The sequence below is a fragment of the Aeromonas sp. 603079 genome (genome assembly GCF_049172135.1).
Classification (GTDB): Bacteria; Pseudomonadota; Gammaproteobacteria; order Enterobacterales; family Aeromonadaceae; genus Aeromonas; species Aeromonas veronii.
Window position 1 is genome coordinate 41,660 of the sequence record NZ_JAAKPX010000017.1, and the last position, 16,553, is coordinate 58,212.

At 61.0% G+C, this 16,553-nt stretch carries 11 protein-coding genes; 1 reads left to right on the forward strand and 10 read right to left on the reverse strand.

The genetic code is table 11. The annotated features are described in order from the left end of the window. Positions 1-261: 261 nt before the first annotated feature. On the reverse strand, positions 262-1,746 hold the full coding sequence (gene mltF, locus G5287_RS13885) for a membrane-bound lytic murein transglycosylase MltF (RefSeq protein ID WP_005344877.1): 1,485 nt from the start codon (positions 1,744-1,746) through the stop codon (positions 262-264). Positions 1,747-1,895: 149 nt separating this feature from the next. On the opposite strand from mltF, the gene purL reads away from it, so the two are divergent. Then, entirely contained in the window at positions 1,896-5,819 is a 3,924-nt protein-coding gene (gene purL, locus G5287_RS13890) for a phosphoribosylformylglycinamidine synthase (RefSeq protein WP_421231451.1), read from the forward strand. A 72-nt stretch (positions 5,820-5,891) separates the two neighbouring features. On the opposite strand, the gene G5287_RS13895 is transcribed toward purL, so the two are convergent. The 9 genes from G5287_RS13895 to nuoI all read right to left on the reverse strand — a co-directional run bounded on the left by G5287_RS13895 (position 5,892) and on the right by nuoI (position 16,545). Beyond that, positions 5,892-7,433 (reverse strand): HD domain-containing phosphohydrolase, encoded by a 1,542-nt coding sequence (locus tag G5287_RS13895; protein ID WP_254203392.1) that lies wholly within the window; start codon positions 7,431-7,433, stop codon positions 5,892-5,894. Positions 7,434-7,449: 16 nt separating this feature from the next. After that, positions 7,450-8,880 (reverse strand): HD domain-containing phosphohydrolase, encoded by a 1,431-nt coding sequence (locus G5287_RS13900; protein WP_421231452.1) that lies wholly within the window; start codon positions 8,878-8,880, stop codon positions 7,450-7,452. A 2-nt stretch (positions 8,881-8,882) separates the two neighbouring features. Then, a complete protein-coding gene (locus tag G5287_RS13905; protein WP_421231453.1) occupies positions 8,883-10,007 on the reverse strand; it encodes an FIST signal transduction protein in 1,125 nt (374 codons plus the stop codon). A 181-nt stretch (positions 10,008-10,188) separates the two neighbouring features. Beyond that, entirely contained in the window at positions 10,189-11,652 is a 1,464-nt protein-coding gene (gene nuoN / locus G5287_RS13910) for an NADH-quinone oxidoreductase subunit NuoN (protein WP_227340747.1), read from the reverse strand. After that, positions 11,649-13,193 (reverse strand): NADH-quinone oxidoreductase subunit M, encoded by a 1,545-nt coding sequence (gene nuoM, locus G5287_RS13915; RefSeq protein WP_421231454.1) that lies wholly within the window; start codon positions 13,191-13,193, stop codon positions 11,649-11,651. The genes nuoN and nuoM overlap by 4 nt, the downstream gene beginning before the upstream one ends. Positions 13,194-13,291: 98 nt before the next feature. Beyond that, positions 13,292-15,139: an NADH-quinone oxidoreductase subunit L gene (gene nuoL / locus G5287_RS13920; RefSeq protein ID WP_421231455.1), complete on the reverse strand. Its 1,848-nt coding sequence runs from the start codon at positions 15,137-15,139 to the stop codon at positions 13,292-13,294. Beyond that, complete coding sequence (nuoK, locus tag G5287_RS13925) at positions 15,136-15,444, reverse strand: NADH-quinone oxidoreductase subunit NuoK (RefSeq protein ID WP_005337247.1); 309 nt, start codon at positions 15,442-15,444, stop codon at positions 15,136-15,138. Before nuoK ends, nuoL begins: the two co-directional genes overlap by 4 nt. Further along, positions 15,441-15,992 carry an NADH-quinone oxidoreductase subunit J gene (gene nuoJ / locus G5287_RS13930; RefSeq protein ID WP_335812715.1) on the reverse strand — a complete coding sequence of 184 codons (552 nt, stop codon included), beginning with the start codon at positions 15,990-15,992 and terminating at the stop codon, positions 15,441-15,443. Before nuoJ ends, nuoK begins: the two co-directional genes overlap by 4 nt. Positions 15,993-16,002: 10 nt before the next feature. Continuing rightward, on the reverse strand, positions 16,003-16,545 hold the full coding sequence (gene nuoI, locus G5287_RS13935) for an NADH-quinone oxidoreductase subunit NuoI (protein WP_005351100.1): 543 nt from the start codon (positions 16,543-16,545) through the stop codon (positions 16,003-16,005). Between the last annotated feature and the right edge of the window lie 8 nt (positions 16,546-16,553).

Sequence of the window (16,553 nt, forward strand, 5' to 3'; positions counted from 1 at the left end):
TGATGTCATTAAGCTTGAGTTTGCGTCTGGGGCTCCAGCTGCACTTCGCTTTTCTGACCAGACTGATTTTTCTACGTTTTTGCATCTTGGTCTCCTCCCAACTCAGTTGGCCATCCCGGCCTTGGGTCATTGATGGAGCCCATCCGAAATTGCTGTTATTTAATCTCTCAACATAATGAAAACAATGCGATTTCGGATAGGCTCCGATGTGAATCGATGGTAACAGAGAAGTTTGCGTGAAAACAGCCGAATAATGGCTGGTTAGCGCATGGTGATCTGATTGACCACTTCGGCGATGGCGGTGGGGCGCTCGGCCAGCTCGGGCTCGCTGTCGTTGTCGAGACTCTCCCGCTGATGTGCCTTCTGCTGCTCGTTGTCGAGCCAGAGCAGACTCTGGTAATACTGGCGCACGTTGTTGACATAGTTGCGCGCCTCGCTGCCACGGGCATAGCCGTAACGTACCTTGCGGTGCCAGCGCGCTTGCTGTAGCAGCGGCAGCACCTCTTTCACGTCGCTCCAGGCGTCAGGATTCTTGCCGAGCTCTTTGGTCAGGCGGCGGGCGTCCATCATGTGGCCGTAACCTATGTTGTAGGCGGTGAGGGCAAACCACACCTTCTCGTCATCGGGCACCGAATCCGGCACCTTCTCCATCATCTGTTGCAGATAGAGGGAGCCACCTTTGATGCTCTCTTCCGGATGAAGCCGGTCGTTGACTCCCATCGCCTTGGCGGTGGGCTCGGTCAGCATCATCATGCCGCGCACGCCGGTGTAAGAGCGGGCCTGCGGGTCCCAGTGGGACTCCTGATAGCTGATGGCGGCGAGCAGACGCCAGTCGATATTCTTGGCGTGAGTCTGGAACAGCGGCTGGTACTTGGGCAGCAGGCTCTTGGCGCGCTTGAGGAAGGTACGGGTATCGACAAAGTCGAAGTTCTGCACGTGGCCGAAGTACTTCTCGTCCAGCTTGGCGATGGCACCATCCATAAAGCGCTGACCGAAGAAGTCGATCACGCTGGCATAGAGGCTGTCATCGGGCAGCTTGCTCATGGCCCAGGCAACGGTCTGCTTCTGGGCCAGGGTCAGCCCCTCGGTGAGCTCCGGGTAGTAGCGCTGGGTACGGGCCAGCACGGTATCCTGCACCACCGTGTAGTCAATCTTGCCATCCACCACCTGCTTGAGCAGCTCCTCCACATCGGCGTTGTCGCTGGTGCTCCAGGCTAGTTTCGGATTCTCTTTGCTCATCTCTTTGAGCAGATCTTCACCGGTGGAGCCGGCGGCCACCACCAGCTTGCCCTTGATATCGTTCAATGAGGCCGGCTTGGGTTTGCCGTTGCGGTAGACCAGTTTGGGGGAGACCTGGTAGAAGCCCGGGCCGAAGCGAAACAGCTCGCGCCGTTCGGGGGTGACCATGATGGCGGCAGCCGCCAGATCGAGTTTGCCCTTTTTCAGCAGGGTGACCAGTTGGTCAGTGGTGTCGACCGGGATGATGGTGAGTTTCACCCCCAACCAGTCGGCATAATTTTGCGCCAGCTCGTAATCGAACCCCTGGGCGAGGTCGTCACGCTGGTAATAGGAGGTGGGACCATAGATGGTGCCAACCCGGATCTCGCCTCGCTGGCGGATCTGCTCCAGCTGGCTGGAGGGGCTATAGAAGTCGCAGCCAACCAGCGTCAGCGTCAACAACAGCCCGATAAACAGTCGAAAAATGCAGCGCAAGTAGGTGAGTACCTTTGTTGAAAAAATCGGCATTTGTCAAAAAAGAGGCACCTTTATACCAGAGAGTGTGCGCAGAGTCACACTGCACGAAGTGAGAAAAACGTTTGTCCGCTGTGAGCCAGATCCCTATAATACGCGCGTCTCAATTCCCCCCCACTTTAAAACTTGGTGAGAAAGGTCATATGGATATCTTGCGTGGTGCCCCAGCACTGTCTGATTTTCGTGTCCAAAAACTGCTGCAACGCTTCGCACAGATGAGAAACGAGAGTGGAGTAGAGAGCGGAGTAGAGATAGAGGATGTCTATGCCGAATACGTGCACTTTGCCGAGCTGACAAGCCCCCTCTCTCCCCCCGAGCGAGCGACCTTGGGCCAGCTCTTGCGCTACGGCCCGACCATCCCCGAACACACCCCCAGCGGTCAGCTGTTTCTTGTTACCCCCCGCCCCGGCACTATCTCCCCCTGGTCTTCCAAAGCAACCGACATCGCCCACAATTGCGGCCTGAAACAGGTCAAGCGGCTGGAGCGTGGTATTGCCTATTACCTGACCATCAAGGGGCAGGGTGAGTTGAGTGCCGCCCAGCGCAGCGCCATTGCCGCCGTGCTCCATGATCGGATGATGGAAGTGGTGTTTGCCGAGATGAGCGAAGCTGCCGCCCTGTTTGCTCACCACGAGCCGCGCCCCTTCACCCAGGTGGATGTGCTGGGCGGTGGTCGTGCAGCCTTGGCCGAAGCCAACGTGGCGCTCGGTCTGGCGCTGGCCGACGACGAAATCGACTATCTGGTGGAGAACTTCACCAAGTTGGGTCGCAACCCCAACGACATCGAGCTCTACATGTTCGCCCAGGCGAACTCCGAACACTGCCGTCACAAGATCTTCAATGCCGACTGGACCATCGATGGCGAACAGCAGCCCAAGTCGCTGTTCAAGATGATCAAAAACACCTTCGAGCAGACGCCGGATCATGTCCTCTCTGCCTATAAAGACAACGCTGCCGTGATGGAAGGGAGCCAGGGTGGCCGCTTCTTCCCGAGCCCGGCCAACGGCGAATACCAGTATCACCAGGAACAGGTCGACATCCTGATGAAGGTGGAGACCCACAACCACCCGACCGCCATCTCCCCGTTCCCGGGGGCAGCCACCGGCTCCGGCGGCGAAATCCGCGACGAGGGAGCCACCGGTCGCGGTGCCAAGCCCAAGGCGGGTCTGGTCGGTTTCTCCGTCTCCAACCTGCGCATTCCCGGCTTCGAGCAGCCCTGGGAGCAGGATTTCGGCAAGCCGAGCCGCATTGTCAGCGCCTTTGACATCATGCAAGAGGGGCCGCTCGGCGGCGCCGCGTTTAACAACGAGTTCGGCCGTCCGGCCATTCTCGGCTACTTCCGTACCTTCGAAGAGGAGGTGCCGAGCCACAATGGCGTCGAGGTGCGTGGCTACCACAAGCCCATCATGCTGGCAGGCGGCATCGGCAACATCCGCACCGAACATGTCCAGAAAGGGGATATCCCGGTCGGCGCGGCGCTGATCGTGCTGGGCGGCCCGGCGATGAACATCGGTCTGGGCGGTGGTGCCGCATCCTCCATGGCCTCCGGCCAGTCAGCCGAAGATCTCGACTTTGCCTCGGTGCAGCGTGACAACCCCGAGATGGAGCGCCGTTGCCAGGAGGTGATCGATCGCTGCTGGCAGCTGGGTGACGACAACCCTATCGTCTTTATCCACGACGTGGGGGCGGGTGGTCTCTCCAACGCCATGCCGGAGCTGGTCAACGACGGTGAGCGTGGCGGTCGTTTCGATCTGCGCGCCATCCAGAGCGACGAGCCGGGCATGAGCCCGCTGGAGATCTGGTGCAACGAATCCCAGGAGCGTTACGTGCTGGCGGTAGCGCAGGACAAGCTGCCGCTGTTCAAGGCGCTGTGCGAGCGCGAGCGCGCACCCTATGCCGTCATCGGCACCGCGACCGAAGAGAAGCATCTGACCCTCTCTGACAGCCACTTTGACAACCAGCCCATCGATCTGCCGCTGGATGTGCTGCTCGGCAAGGCGCCCAAGATGCACCGCGACGTGGTGACTCTGCCTGCACAAGGCAAAGCGCTCCAGCTCGATGGCATCACTTTGAGTGACGCGGCCGAACGGGTTCTGCGTCTGCCGACCGTGGCGGAGAAGTCCTTCCTTATCACCATCGGCGATCGCAGCGTGACCGGTCTGGTCAATCGCGACCAGATGGTTGGCCCCTGGCAGATCCCGGTGGCCGATTGCGCCGTCACCGCTGCGACCTACGACAGCTATCACGGCGAAGCCATGTCGATGGGCGAGCGTACCCCGGTGGCGCTGCTCTCCCACGCCGCCTCTGCCCGCATGGCGGTGGCGGAAGCGCTCACCAACCTGGCGCCGGCTCATATCGGGTCGCTGAAGCGGGTCAAGCTCTCCGCCAACTGGATGGCCGCTGCCGGTCACCCGGGGGAAGATGCCGGTCTCTATGAGGCGGTCAAAGCGGTAGGTGAGGAGCTCTGTCCGGCCCTTGGCATCACCATTCCTGTGGGCAAGGACTCCATGTCCATGAAGACCCGCTGGCAGCAGGATGGCAAGGAGCACAGCGTCACCTCGCCGCTCTCCCTGCTCATCTCCGCCTTTGCCCGGGTCGAGGATGTGCGCAACACCGTCACGCCACAGCTGCGTACCGATCTCGGTGAAACCGACCTTATCCTCGTCGACCTTGGCAATGGCAAGCAGCGCCTCGGCGCCTCGGCACTGGCGCAGGTCTATCGCCAGCTGGGTGACAAGGCGCCGGATCTCGACAATCCGGTCCAGCTCAAAGGCTTCTTCAACGCCATTCAGGCACTGGTGGCTGATCGCAAACTGATCGCCTATCACGACCGCTCCGACGGCGGCCTGTTCGTCACCCTGACCGAGATGGCGTTTGCCGGTCACTGCGGCCTCGACATCCAGCTTGATCGCATCGGTGGCGAGCTGCTGCAGGCGCTGTTCAATGAAGAGCTGGGCGCCGTCATCCAGGTGCGTCGTGAAGACAAAGAGACTGTGATGACCCTGCTGGCCGGTCACGGCCTGGCGGCTTGCTCCCATGTGCTCGGTACCGTGCGCGAAGGGGATCTCATCACCCTGCAGCGGAGCGGTCAGGAGGTCTATCGCGCCAGCCGCACCGCCCTTCGCACCATCTGGGGCGAGACCAGCTGGCAGATGCAGCGCCTGCGCGACAACCCCGAGTGCGCAGATCAGGAGCACGCGGCCCGTCAGGACGCCACCGATCCGGGCTTGCAGGCCAAGCTCAGCTTCAACCCGGCCGAAGATGTGGCCGCACCTTACATTGCCCGTGGGGTCTCCCCCCGTCTGGCCGTGCTGCGCGAGCAGGGTGTCAACTCCCATGTGGAGATGGCGGCGGCGTTCGATCGTGCCGGTTTCGCGGCGGTCGATGTCCATATGAGCGACATTCTTTCCGGTCGCATCAAGCTGGAGGAGTTCCAGACCCTGGTGGCCTGTGGCGGCTTCTCCTACGGTGACGTGCTGGGGGCGGGCGAAGGCTGGGCCAAGTCCATCCTGTTCAACGACAACGCCCGCGAGCAGTTCCAGCGCTTCTTCGAACGCGGCGATACCTTGTCGCTGGGCGTCTGCAACGGTTGCCAGATGATGTCCAACCTGCGGGATCTCATCCCGGGTGCCAATCTCTGGCCGCGCTTTGTGCGCAACCGCTCCGAGCGCTTCGAGGCGCGCTTCAGCCTGGTGGAAGTGCAGGAGTCCCCGTCCGCCTTCTTCGCCGGCATGGCAGGCTCGGTGATGCCCATTGCCGTCTCCCACGGGGAAGGGCGTGTCGAGGTGCGCGATGCCGCTCACCTGAGCGCACTGCAGCAGAGCGGTCTGGTAGGGCTGCGTTTTGTCGACAACCGTGGTAGCGTGACCGAGCAGTACCCGGCCAACCCGAATGGCTCGCCGGATGGTATCACCGCCGTGACCACCACCGATGGACGCGCCACCATCATGATGCCGCACCCGGAGCGGGTGTTCCGCACCGTGGCCAACTCCTGGCACCCCGACAACTGGGGCGAGGACGGCGCCTGGATGCGGATGTTCCGCAACGCCCGGGTTCGTCTGGGTTAATCGCGACTGCGCCAGCGCATAAAAACAGAAACCGGCCAAATTTGGCCGGTTTTTCAATATGGGCTCTGTCGATCAGGTTTGGCCGTGGCCAAGTTCATGAGGGGTAAACTCTCCCCGATCCAGAATACGCAGACAGGCATCGACCACGGCTTCATCCAGCTGGACTCCCCGCATGGCCATGATATGGGTTCGGGCCTGCGCAATCCCCAGGGCAGCACGGTAGGGACGATCCGATGACATGGACTCCACTATATCGGCGACCGTGAGAATGCGCGCTTCCAGCAGGATCTGCTCGCCTTTTAACCCTGATGGATAGCCGGAACCGTCGAGATACTCGTGGTGCTGGTGGATCATCCGGGCTATGGGCCAGGGCAGGGCGATATCCTTGAGCACCAGATAACCCGCTGTCGGATGCTCCTTGACCAGATTGAACTCCTGGGGGGTCAGTTTGCCCGGTTTGGTGAGGATCTCGACAGGGACCTGGATTTTGCCGATATCGTGCACCATGGCGCCCAGATAGAGACCGCGTAGCGGTTTATCACCCAACCCCAGTTCTCGGCCGATGGCCAGCGCCAGGGTAGCGACATGCTTCTGGTGTCCGGCGGTGTAGGGATCGCGTTGTTCCAGCACGGCAGCGATGGCTCCCAGCGCATCCTCTAGGGCCAGCTCCAGTTGGCGGGCATGCATGGCTTTTTCACGCTGGGCGGCAAGATAGGCCTGCTGGGTTCGACGTGCCTGCAGGCCATAGGTCAGGTAGTCGGCCAGTCCGTTGAAGAGATGCACCTCCTCATCGGTGAAGGCTCTGGCCTGCGTGCTGTGAATAAGCAGTCCGCCTGGCACAGTGGCTTGCCACTGCAATGGCAGCAGCAGCCGTCCCCTCAAGGTGGCGGAGTGGTGGACCAGTTCGGTGCCAAGTGCTTCGTTGCGCATCTCTCCTGAACTGATTGCACTGATCAGGGCTGCGTCCCGGGTGAGCCAGTTATCGCTGGCAAACCAGACGGCCTGACCTGCCTGCGCCAGGATCTGTACTCTGTTCTGATCAGCGGTCTGCAGTACGGTCACCAGGGGAAAACGGCCATCGAAAGTGATGGCATCACAGATCTCCTGCAGTAGTGTCTGTTCATCCCCCTGCTTGAGCATGGCATGGTGGGCGCGGGTTATTGCTTCCAGCGTCCAGGTATATTGCTGGAGACGCTCCTGCTGCTGTTTCTGGTCGGTGATATCTTCGAAAAAGACAGCGACACCGATCACCTTGCCCAGCTCATCGTACAGGGGAAACTTGGTGGTACTGAGCCAGCGGTCTTCACCCCCTTTCAGATAGGGTTCTTCGTGATGCCGGGTTGTGCCGCTGGCCATGACCTGGAGATCGTCATCCCGGTAGCGTTGGGCCAGCTCGGCCGGGAAAAAATCGGCATCGCACTTGCCAACCAGTTCGGCCGGGGTGAGGGCCAGATCGTCGGCCAGCAGTCGGTTGCAGGCGATGAAGTGTGAACGGGTATCTTTCAACAGGACGCGATAGGGCAGCTGTTCCATCACCTGATGGAGCAGGGCTGCGGTGGGGTGAGAGCTGACGCCCGGTGGCTGAATGGATGGCGGTAGATCTTTTAACATCATCTTGGTGCAACCAGAGTCAGGTGGTAGTAAAGCGGTAGCCCGCTTGCCAGACGGCGAAACAGGCATCGACCACCTGTTCGTCGTAATGCACACCGGCATAGCGCGTCAGCTCGGCGAACGCATCGGTGAGAGAGAGGGCGCGCCGGAACGGACGGTGGGCCGTCATGGCGGCCAGGGAGTCGGCGACCCGTATAATCCTCGCCTCCAGCGAGATCGCATCCCCCTGTAGCCCTTGTGGGTAGCCGCTACCATCGAGATTTTCATGGTGCTGCATCACTATGGTGGTGATGGGCCAGGGGAAGTCAATCTGTTGCAGGATCTCGCGGCCAGTGTCCGGATGCTGTTTGATCAGTTCGAACTCAACCGGCCTCAGTTCCCGCGGGCGTGTGAGGATCTCCGCCGGGATCTGCAGCAGGCCGATGTTATGCACCATGGCCGCAAGACCCAATCCATCCAGCTGCTCTTGCGGCAGTTGCAGCTGTTGACCTATAGCCAGCGCGAGATCATGCACGCGCCGTTCGTGTCCTGCCGTGACCGGATCTTTGTGGGCAATCGCGGAGGAGAGGGCCGCGATGGTCTGAAACAGCAGGGTGCGCTGGCGCTGCTCGCTTTCCTTGATATGGGTGATGTCGACCAGTGCCCCTATGATTCCGGCCACCTCGCCCTGATGGTCATAGAAGAGATCCTTGAAGTTGAGCACCTGGTAGCGGTGGCCGCTGCGATCAAACAGCGTGTGTTCAAAATATTGCGGCTGCCTGCTGCGCAGCACCTCCATGTCCCTTTGGGTATATTCGTCCGCCATCTCCGGGGGCAGGATTTCGTCCACCCGCTTCCCCTGCAGCTCGGCCTTGCTGATCCCGGTGACCTGGGTAAAGGCCGGGTTGCAGCTGAGAAAGCGCCCTTCGACATCCTTGTAGAACACCGGGATGGGAATGGCCTTGAGCAGGGATTCGTTGAGGCGCTGCATGTCGACCAGCTCGGCCTGCTGGCGCCTGGCGAGCTGTTCGCTGTCCTTGCACAACTGGATGGCGCGCGCCAGATTACCGAGCACCGGGCTGAACAGATGGCAGACCGGCACTGTGTGCTGCTGGGGTTGGGGGGCCAGCAGCAAGATGAGATATCCCCCGTCAACCCTGAGCCGATAGGCAAAGTGGTACGGTCGGCCACTGGGGAGAGGCAAGGTCGTTTGCAGCGCACATTGGTCACCTTCAACAATCCAGGCAGGCAAGGAGAGCAGCGAGCCACTGTGCCGGGATAGCTGATCATCACCAATGACCTTGAGCAGCTCATATCCTTCCCGTTGCTGCTGCAATACCACACCAACCGGTGTGGCACAGTGAAACATAAAGCGCTGCAACACTTTGGTGAGCAGGGCATCGAGTGTGACCTCCCGACCGATGCAGAGGGCGAGATCGCAGACAATGGCCATGGCGTGATCGTTATTCATTGCTAACCCTCGCTGAGACAGAGGATGGCACCGTTGTGAAAGAGCGGGTAATCCCCCGGCCTTACACTTCCTATCTCGCCAAGAGAGAGGGCCCCGACCAGCTCGTGGGCTCCGCTGTGGCTAAAGAGGGTCTCCAGCTCCAGGGTGCTCTGTTCGCAGAAGTGCTGCTGACGGCCGGCGCAGTAATAGATCTCGAGGCGCTCGGGTGTACCGTGCCGGCCGAGCTTTTCGGCCAGTTCGACAGCGTGCTCTGTGGGGCTTTCCGGGGCTTTCAGCAGTGTGAGAATACTGTGGTCAGGCACCTCTCCGACGCAGAGCAGGGCACCGTCGTCGGTAACGGCGACCGGGATCCGCACGATCACATCGCCATTGGCTCGCAGCAACCCCAAGGGCAAATGTACACCGTACCGATAGAACTGCTCTGGTGTGAGGTTTTGCTGGAACTGTTGCCGGATCAGGGATTGATAGCGGCTAAAAGCCGGCTCCCAGTCGATAAAGGAGATCTTGTTGCCTTCACTGCTGGTGGCGAGCATGGGCTGGGCAGTGAGTTGATAGCCGTGCTCCAGCAAGGGGGGACTGTGGGGGGAGAGCAGTGCACAGCTGACCCCATGCCCCAGCAATCTCTGGGTGTCAAACAGGCAGGGCATGGCTGTGAACTGGCCGCTACCTGCATTGACACCCGCATAGTTGACCCTGTCCGCCAGCCTTAGATAGATCCCCTCGAGCAGGGTTGCAATATTGGGGAGCATGGCGTCAAAGGTGAGAAAGAGGGTGGGAACCTTCTCGGTGTCCGGCCATTCTGCCAGTCGGGACGCCAACTGCTCGCAGATGATATCGGCCAGTGTATCGGCACTGGCTGTAGGGGAGAGCGAGAGCAGCAGAGGATTGTGGGATGCTGGTCGGGGCAACAGCCAAGCCCCCCTTTCGTGGAAACCGTGCCGACTGACAAGGCGTGGAAAGATGGCGCCGCAGAGTTGAATGTTGAGGCGCTGACACTGCTGCTGCAGATCGGCAACGCGTGCGGCATCCCGCTCGGCTAGCAACACATCGAGTCGTTGCCCCTCATAGGGAAGCAATGCATCGGCCAGTGGATGCGCATCAAATTGATGAAAAGTAGGCTGCATCATCGCTCGGAACTCCATTCCTGCCAGTCATCAATATATCAGCAAGGGGGTTGGATGAATACCGGACGAGACCAACGGCTGCACGGGGTGTGAGATGCCAACACAAAAGGGTCTCTGCCAGCAGGCAATCCACATAAAAAAGAAACCGGCCACATGGGCCGGTTTTGAAGGGAAATGAGCCGGGTTACTGCAACACCACCTGCTGGAACCCTTGTACCAGACTGATGACCGGCTGGGGATAGAGCCCCAGCAACACCACCAGCGCTGCAGAGAGCAGCACCACCACACCACCGGAGGAGAGCGCCCAGTCGGCGCTGGCATCGCGCTGCTGCATGCCCGGTTCGCGCAGATAGAGGGTCACCATCACCTTGAGGTAGTAGTAGAGACCCAGTGCGCTGCCGAGCACGATGGCACCGGAGAGCCACCAGAGCTGCGCCTCGACGGTGACGCCGATGAGGTAGAACTTGCCGATAAAGCCGAGGGTCATCGGGATGCCCGCGAGTGACAACATCATCACCGTCAGCACTGCTGTGAGGTAAGGACGCTTCCAGAACAGACCGCGATAGCTGTGCAGGGAGTCGGCATCCTTGCCGCGATAGGGGCTCGACATCATGCTGACGACGCCAAAGGCGCCGAGGCTGGTGAACAGATACATCAGCAGGTAGACCCCGGCTGCTTCCACCGGCATCTGGCCGAATCGGCTCGCCACGATTACCGCCAGCAGGTAACCGAAGTGGGAGATGGAGGAGTAACCCAGCATCCGTTTGACGTTGGTCTGCACCAGGGCCAGCAGGTTGCCGACCAGGATGGAGATGACCGCCATGGCTGCCAGCAGCCAGTGGATCATGGGATCGCTCGCCGCCGGTACCGCCAGATAGAAGCGCAGCAGCACGGCAAAGACCGCCACCTTGCTGACGGTGGCGAGGAAGGTGGCGACCGGTGCCGGGGCACCTTCGTAGACATCCGGGGTCCAGAGGTGGAAGGGGGCCAGGGAGAGTTTAAAGGCAAAGCCGACCAGCATTAACCCCAAACCGCCCATCAGCAGCGGGTGGTGAGCCGGGCTCTCGGCCAGGGTCTGCCCCAGGGCGGCAAAGCTCAGGCTGCCAGCCTGCGCGTAGAGCAGCGCCATGCCAAACAACAGGAAGGCGGTGGCGGCGGCAGAGAGCACCATGTATTTCACCGCGGCTTCCAGCGAGTGGCGCTCGCGGTAGGCGTAACCCACCAGACCGAACATCGGCAGGGTCAGCATCTCGATCCCGATAAAGAGAGAGGCGAGGTGACGGGAGCAGGCCAGCACCAGACCACCGGCAGTGGCGATCAGCAGCAGCAGGAAGAACTCCTCCCGGTTGTCCGGGTAGGCTTTCAGCCACGATTGACCGAAGGTGCAGGTGGCCAGGGCGCCGATGAGCACCAGTCCCATGTAGAAGACGGCGTAACTGTCCACTTGCAGCAGCGGGGTGACCCCCTGATCCCCTTGCGCCATCACGATGGGCAGCGAGAACAGAGCAAGGTTGAGGCCAACAATGGTCACGGTAAAGGCGGTGGTGACACAGCGGCGCCAGGCGATGGCCAGCATCAGGGCCGCCATGGCCCCGGTGGTCAACAGCAGGGGAAGCAGTGCCAGCAGTTGGGAAGCGGAGAAAGTCATTGCAGGGCTCCAGCAGTCGGCAGCAGATACCAGTGCAGCACGTTGATAAGGCTGCTGCTGGCGGTGTCAATCACGGGTTGGGGATAGAGGCCAAGCAGAACCAGCAGGCCTGCGATCACCATCATCATGGTCAGCTCGCGGCGATCCAGCCCCTTGAGCATGCTCTCATCCTTGGCGGGGCCAAAGCAGGCGCGCTGCAACATGATGAGGGAGTAGACCGAGGCCAGTACCAGACCGAAGGTGGCGACTGCCGTGATGACAGGGGCAACCTGGAAGCTGCCGACCAGGATCAGGAACTCGCCGACAAAGTTGCCGGTGCCCGGCATGCCAAGCGACGCTACCGAGAAGAAGAGCATAACGCCGGGCAGATAGCGCAGGCGTCCCCACAGGCCGCCCATCTGGCGCAAATCCCGGGTGTGTAACCGCTCGTAGAGCTGACCGCAGAGGATAAAGAGGCCGGCAGCGGAGAGACCGTGGGCGATCATCTGCACCACGGCGCCCTGCAGGGCCAGCTCGCTCCCCGAGTAGATGGCGATCATCACAAAGCCCATGTGGGAGATGCTGGTGTAGGCTACCAGCCGTTTGATGTCGGTCTGGGCAAAGGCCACGATGGCGCCATACACGATGCCGACAAGACCCAGCACCATAGCGTAGGGAGCAAATTCGGCGGAGGCCTCCGGGAAGAGCGGCAGGGCAAAGCGCAGCAGACCGTAGGCGGCGGTTTTGAGCAAAATACCGGCGAGATCCACCGAACCTGCGGTCGGCGCCTGACTGTGGGCATCCGGCAGCCAGCCGTGCAGCGGTACCAGTGGCATCTTGACCGCGAAGGCGATAAAGAATCCCAGCATCAGCAGCCACTGAACGCCCTTGCTCATCGGGGTATTGAGCAGCTCCAGATAGTTGAAGGTGAAGACTCCGGTGGCATGCTGGTGGGTCAGCACCAGCCCGATGATGGCCACCAGCATGATAAGGCCGCTCACCTGGGTGTAGATGAAGAACTTGGTTGCGGCGTTGATCCGTGATTTGCCGTCAGTGACCGAGTGGCCCCAGAGCGCAATCAGGAAGTACATGGGGACCAGCATCATCTCCCAGAAGAAGAAGAAGAGGAACAGGTCCAGCGCCATAAAGACCCCGAGCACGCCGCCCAGGATCCAGAGCAGGTTGAGGTGGAAGAAGCCGATGCGTTGCACGATCTCTTTCCACGAACAGAGAATGGCCAGTACCCCGATAAAGCAGGTGAGGATCACCATCAGGAGCGACAAACCATCCACCGCCAGATGCAAAGAGATGCCGAAGCGGGGGATCCACGGCAGGCGCCACTCGGCGGCCCAGGCGGAGGCAGCACCGGTGACGCCCGCGCTGTCGAGACCCGTGGTGGCAAGGGAGAAGTCACCACTTAGCCAGATGGCACAGGAGAACAGCAGGCTGGCGCTCATGGAGAGTAGGGCTACCCAGCGGACAAACTGCCCGCCGAGACGCTCCATCTGCCAGCAGAGCAAGCCGCCGATAAAAGGAATTAGCAAGATCCAGAGTAAGGTCACGGTATCAGCTCTCGTTCAAGTTCATATGAGATTGCGCTCCCTGTTCCATCAGTGAGAGCAAACAGCCTGGCTGTATGATCGTCCGGTTGTTCATCGCGTTACCCCAGCAGCAACAGCGCCAGCACCAGCACGGCGCCGATCCCCATGGAGGCGGCATACCAGCGCAACTTGCCGGTCACGGTCCAGGCCAGCAGCTGGTTGCCACGCAGGGCAAGCCAGGCGGGCAGGCCCATCATCCAGTCCAGCGGATCCTGCCCGACCAGACGGGTCGCCAGCAGATAGGGCTTGACCCACAGCTGATCATAGAGCCAGTCAAAGCCCCAGGCGTTGAACCAGAGGGTGCTGAGCAGGCGGCCCGGCGCGCTGTTGGCAATGGAGGTGGCCAGACGGCGCTCACCAAGGAACAGAAACGCGGCCAGCGCGATGCCCGCAATGGCGATGATGCCGGAGGCAACCTCCAGTGCATGGCGCCCCTCTTCGATATGATCTCCCGGGCCTGCGGGCAGTACGCCTGCCAGCGGTGGAGTGATCAGCGCGCCTATGCCGGTGGAGAGCACCAGCAGCACCTGAAGCGGCAGGTGGTGAGCCAGACCGTGGCCCGCATGGGCTTTGGTCTGCTCTTTGCCATGGAAGGCGATAAAGATCAGCCGGAAGGTATAGAGCGAGGTGAGGAATGCCCCCGCCAGACCGGCCCACAGCAGCGCGCTTTGGCCAGAGGCCTCTACTTGCCACAGGATGGCGTCCTTACTGTAGAAACCGGAGGTGACCAGCGGCAACGCCGCCAGCGCCGAGCCACCCACCAGGAAGCAGGCATAGACCAGCGGCAAACTCTTGCGCAGGCCACCCATCTTGAAGATGTTCTGCTCATGGTGGCAGGCAACGATAACTGCACCGGCGGAGAGGAACAGCAGCGCCTTGAAGAAGGCGTGGGTCATCAGGTGGAAGATGGCCCCTTCCCATGCGCCGACACCGAGAGCCAGAAACATGTAGCCAATCTGGCTCATGGTGGAGTAGGCAAGGATCCGCTTGATATCGGTCTGAACCAGCGCGGCAAAGCCTGCCAGCACTAGGGTGATGGCGCCAACCAGCCCGACCAGATGGAGGATCTCTGGCGCCAGCAGGAACAGGCCGTGGGTACGGGCAATCAGGTAGACACCGGCGGTCACCATGGTGGCGGCGTGGATCAGCGCTGAGACCGGGGTCGGGCCTGCCATCGCGTCCGCCAGCCAGGTTTGCAGCGGCAGCTGGGCCGATTTGCCGACCGCGCCACCTAGGAGCATCAGGCAGGCCAGCGACAGGGCAGGGGAGCCCTCGGCAAACAGGACCGGTGCGCGCACCAGCAGCTCGTGGATATTGAGGGTGCCCAGTTCCCGATAGAGGATAAACAGGCCGATGGCGAGGAAGACATCGCCCACACGGGTCACGACAAATGCCTTGAGGGCCGCCGCGCCATTGTTGCGATCCTTGTAGTAGAAGCCGATCAGCAGATAGCTGCACAGCCCTACCCCTTCCCAGCCGAGGTAGACAAACAGCAGGTCATCGGCCAGCACCAGAAACAGCATGCTGGCGATAAAGAGGTTGGTGTAGGTGAAGAAGCGGGAGTAACCCTCTTCTCCACGCATATACCAGGAGGCGAACAGGTGGATAAAGAAACCGACCCCGGTCACCACCCCCAGCATGGTCAGCGACAGGCCATCAAGTGCCAGCGAGAAGCTCGGGGTAAAGTTGCCCACCGCCATCCATTGCCACAGGCGCTGGACATAGACGCCCCCCTCGGGCGGGTTGCCCAGAAAGTCGATGCCCACCCACAGGGTAGTGAGGGCCGACAGGCCAATGGAGCCCACCCCGATCAGCGCCGAGGTACGCTCGCCAAACCGGCCGAGGGAGAAGGCCAGCACCAGCCATCCCAGCAGCGGAAATAGAAAAGTCAGATATAAGAGGCTCATCCGCGCATCTCGCTCACAGTGTCCACGTTCAGGGTGTGGTAACGACGATAGAGCAGCAGTAACAGGGCAAGGCCGATACTGGCCTCCGCTGCCGCCAGAGAAATCACCAGGATATACATGATCTGGCCATCGGCCTGGGCCCAGCGGCTACCCGCCACCACAAACGCCAGTGCCGAGGCATTCATCATGATCTCGATACTCATCAAGATGTAGAGCAGGTTGCGGCGGATCAGCAGACCGCACAAGCCGATGCAGAAGAGCACCGCGGCCAGCAGGAGGCCGTGCTCCATAGGGATTCCATTCATTGCTGACCTCCTTCTTGTGCAGAGCGGGAAGCAGAGCGCGGGACCGAGAGCACTTCACCGCTCTTCTCTTCCCGACCCAGGTGATAGGCGGTTACCAGACCCGCCAGCAGCAGGATGGAGGCAAGCTCCACCGCTAGCACATAGGGGCCAAAGAGCTCGACACCCACCTGCTTGGCGGTCACCTCGGTCACTCCGAGCAGGCCCCCGGTCACCCCGAGAATACCGTGGGCCAGAAAGCCCAGCAGGATCAGCGAGAGCAGGGCTGGGCCCCCCCAGGTCATGGGGGTGAGCCACTTTTTCTCCTGTGCCTGGGCACTCCCCAGGTTCAGCATCATCACCACGAACACGAACAGCACCATGATGGCGCCGGCGTAGACGATCACCTGCAGGGCGCCCGCAAAGGCGGCACCCAGGCAGAAGAAGATCATGGCCACGGCGATGAGGGAGATGATGAGATTGAGCAGCGCATGCATGGGATTGCTGGTGCTGATCACCCGCAGCGTGCTGTAAATGGCCACCAGGGCCGAGGCATAAAATGCCAGTTCCATGATTGACTCCTCAGGGCAGCAGGCTCTTGACATCGATGGGCTTGGCTTCGTTTTCGGCATCCCCTTTCGGCTTGCCGTCGATGGCCATCCCGCTCATGCGATAGAAGTTGTAGTCCGGGTATTTGCCGGGCCCGCTGATCAGCAGATCTTCCTTCTCGTACACCAGATCCTGGCGGCGATACTCACCCATCTCGAAATCCGGTGTCAGCTGGATGGCGGTGGTGGGGCAAGCCTCTTCACACAGGCCGCAGAAGATGCAGCGAGAGAAGTTGATGCGAAAGAACTCCGGATACCAGCGGCCATCATCCCGCTCGGATTTTTGCAGCGAGATGCAGCCGACCGGGCAGGCAACTGCGCAGAGGTTGCAGGCTACGCAACGCTCGTCCCCGTCGGGGTCACGGGTCAGCACGATGCGACCGCGGTAGCGGGGGGCGGCATAGACTGCCTGCTCCGGATAGTTGAGGGTTTCACGGGGCCGCCAGGCATGGGAGAAGACCATGGCCAGACTGCGTAACTGGGTGCCGACACCCTGAATAATGCTTACAATTTTCATATTGAGTG

Bases quoted from the DNA above. Each gene is read 5' to 3' on its own strand.
- nuoI (WP_005351100.1), bottom strand. From the start codon at position 16,545: ATGAAAATTGTAAGCATTATTCAGGGTGTCGGCACCCAGTTACGCAGT.
- G5287_RS13905 (WP_421231453.1), bottom strand. From the start codon at position 10,007: ATGATGCAGCCTACTTTTCATCAATTTGATGCGCATCCACTGGCCGAT.
- G5287_RS13895 (WP_254203392.1), bottom strand. From the start codon at position 7,433: ATGATGTTAAAAGATCTACCGCCATCCATTCAGCCACCGGGCGTCAGC.
- mltF (WP_005344877.1), bottom strand. From the start codon at position 1,746: ATGCCGATTTTTTCAACAAAGGTACTCACCTACTTGCGCTGCATTTTT.
- G5287_RS13900 (WP_421231452.1), bottom strand. From the start codon at position 8,880: ATGAATAACGATCACGCCATGGCCATTGTCTGCGATCTCGCCCTCTGC.
- purL (WP_421231451.1), top strand. From the start codon at position 1,896: ATGGATATCTTGCGTGGTGCCCCAGCACTGTCTGATTTTCGTGTCCAA.
- nuoN (WP_227340747.1), bottom strand. From the start codon at position 11,652: ATGACTTTCTCCGCTTCCCAACTGCTGGCACTGCTTCCCCTGCTGTTG.
- nuoJ (WP_335812715.1), bottom strand. From the start codon at position 15,992: ATGGAACTGGCATTTTATGCCTCGGCCCTGGTGGCCATTTACAGCACG.
- nuoL (WP_421231455.1), bottom strand. From the start codon at position 15,139: ATGAGCCTCTTATATCTGACTTTTCTATTTCCGCTGCTGGGATGGCTG.
- nuoK (WP_005337247.1), bottom strand. From the start codon at position 15,444: ATGAATGGAATCCCTATGGAGCACGGCCTCCTGCTGGCCGCGGTGCTC.